The following is a 735-nucleotide window of genomic DNA, read 5'->3' as shown; positions in this document are numbered from 1 at the left end:
CCGTCGGCACGCCTACCAATGGCACGTTCTACACCGATGCGGCCATGACCAAGCCGGTGACTGGCTCGATCGACGCGGTCAACGGCGAAGCCACGGTTTACTTCAAACCAAACGCGAACTTCAACGGCACCGCGAACTTCACCTACACCGCCACCGACGGCGGTATTGCCGACGGCGGCAGCCCGCTGACCTCAGCGCCTGCTAACGGCACCATCACCGTGACTCCGGTCAACGACGCGCCTGTGGCTGTGACCACTACCGCAACGGGTGCTGAAGACCCAGGCGTAGGTATCGCGGTCAAGCTGAGCGCGACCGACGTAGACGGCGTGGCAGACGTGAAATCGTTCACCGTCGGCACGCCTACCAATGGCACGTTCTACACCGACGCGGCGATGACCAAACCGGTAACCGGCTCGATCGACGCCGTCAACGGTGAAGCCACGGTGTACTTCAAACCAAACGCGAACTTCAACGGCACCGCGAACTTCACTTACACCGCGACCGACGGCGGTATTGCCGACGGCGGCAGCCCGCTGACTTCGGCTCCGGCCAACGGCACCATCACCGTAACTCCGGTCAATGACGCGCCGGTTGCCGCACCGACCACTGCAACGGGTTCTGAAGATCCGGCCCAGGGTATCGAAGTTAAGCTTTCGGCCACTGACGTAGACGGCGTGGCGGACGTGAAATCCTTCACCGTCGGCACGCCTACCAATGGCACGTTCTACACCGATG

Annotated in this window: 1 protein-coding gene; it reads left to right on the top strand. The window is 62.3% G+C overall.

Annotated features, from left to right (window positions below):
* On the top strand, positions 1-735 hold a 735-nt coding region (locus NR164_RS30245; RefSeq protein WP_256823672.1), incomplete at both ends, for an Ig-like domain-containing protein.

The organism is Pseudomonas sp. Pse79 (assembly GCF_024519615.1).
Classification (GTDB): domain Bacteria; phylum Pseudomonadota; class Gammaproteobacteria; order Pseudomonadales; family Pseudomonadaceae; genus Aquipseudomonas; species Aquipseudomonas veronii.
The sequence above is the reverse complement of the archived record's forward strand: the minus strand, read 5'-3'. Positions and strand labels throughout refer to the sequence as shown.